Origin of the sequence: Priestia sp. TSO9 (genome assembly GCF_021029645.1) — a bacterium.
Classification (GTDB): Bacteria; Bacillota; Bacilli; order Bacillales; family Bacillaceae_H; genus Priestia; species Priestia megaterium_E.
In genome coordinates this window covers 1-869 of record NZ_JAJEKD010000029.1, presented here as the reverse complement: position 1 = coordinate 869, position 869 = coordinate 1, and the positions used below count along the sequence as shown (strand labels likewise).

Sequence of the window (869 nt, the reverse complement as noted above, 5' to 3'; positions counted from 1 at the left end):
TGATAGGTCAGAGGTGGAAGCGTGGCGACATGTGTAGCTGACTGATACTAATCGATCGAGGACTTAACCAAACTTTTAAAAGCGTAAGCTTTACTCAGCAAACTGTTATCTAGTTTTGAGAGAACAAAACTTTTTCAAAAAAGTCTTGCTTTCTTTTGAAAAGCATGTATAATATAATATGTCTGGTGGCGATAGCGAAGAGGTCACACCCGTTCTCATACCGAACACGGAAGTTAAGCTCTTTAGCGCCAATGGTAGTTGGGACTTTGTCCCTGTGAGAGTAGGACGTTGCCAGGCTTATATATCGGAGGATTAGCTCAGCTGGGAGAGCACCTGCCTTACAAGCAGGGGGTCGGCGGTTCGATCCCGTCATCCTCCACCATTTGCCGGTGTAGCTCAACTGGTAGAGCAACTGACTTGTAATCAGTAGGTTGGGGGTTCAAGTCCTCTTGCCGGCACCAGTTTTTCCGAGCCATTAGCTCAGTTGGTAGAGCATCTGACTTTTAATCAGAGGGTCGAAGGTTCGAGTCCTTCATGGCTCACCATTTATATTCACACGCGGGTGTGGCGGAATTGGCAGACGCGCTAGACTTAGGATCTAGTGTCTTACGACGTGGGGGTTCAAGTCCCTTCACCCGCATCTTTCATTAATTTCATATATGTGCGGAAGTAGTTCAGTGGTAGAACACCACCTTGCCAAGGTGGGGGTCGCGAGTTCGAACCTCGTCTTCCGCTCCACATATATAAGTCCTGCCGGGGTGGTGGAATTGGCAGACACACAGGACTTAAAATCCTGCGGTAGGTGACTACCGTGCCGGTTCAAGTCCGGCCCTCGGCACCATTTTAATAAGCGCCCGTAGCTCAATTGG

General features: G+C 48.8%; 6 tRNA genes and 1 rRNA gene. All 7 read left to right on the top strand.

The annotated features are described in order from the left end of the window. The first annotated feature begins 181 nt into the window (after positions 1–181). The 7 genes from rrf (at position 182) to LJC66_RS27315 (ending at position 841) form a co-directional block, all read left to right on the top strand. Positions 182–297: ribosomal RNA gene (gene rrf, locus LJC66_RS27345) — 5S ribosomal RNA — on the top strand. Between the two features lie 9 nt (positions 298–306). Next, a tRNA-Val gene (locus tag LJC66_RS27340) sits at positions 307–382 on the top strand. A gap of 3 nt (positions 383–385) precedes the next feature. After that, positions 386–461 (top strand) — tRNA-Thr (locus tag LJC66_RS27335). Between the two features lie 8 nt (positions 462–469). Further along, positions 470–545 (top strand) — tRNA-Lys (locus tag LJC66_RS27330). A gap of 13 nt (positions 546–558) precedes the next feature. Then, positions 559–640, top strand: a tRNA-Leu gene (locus LJC66_RS27325). 23 nt (positions 641–663) lie between these two features. Then, positions 664–738 (top strand) — tRNA-Gly (locus LJC66_RS27320). Between the two features lie 14 nt (positions 739–752). Next, positions 753–841 (top strand) — tRNA-Leu (locus LJC66_RS27315). Positions 842–869: the final 28 nt, after the last annotated feature.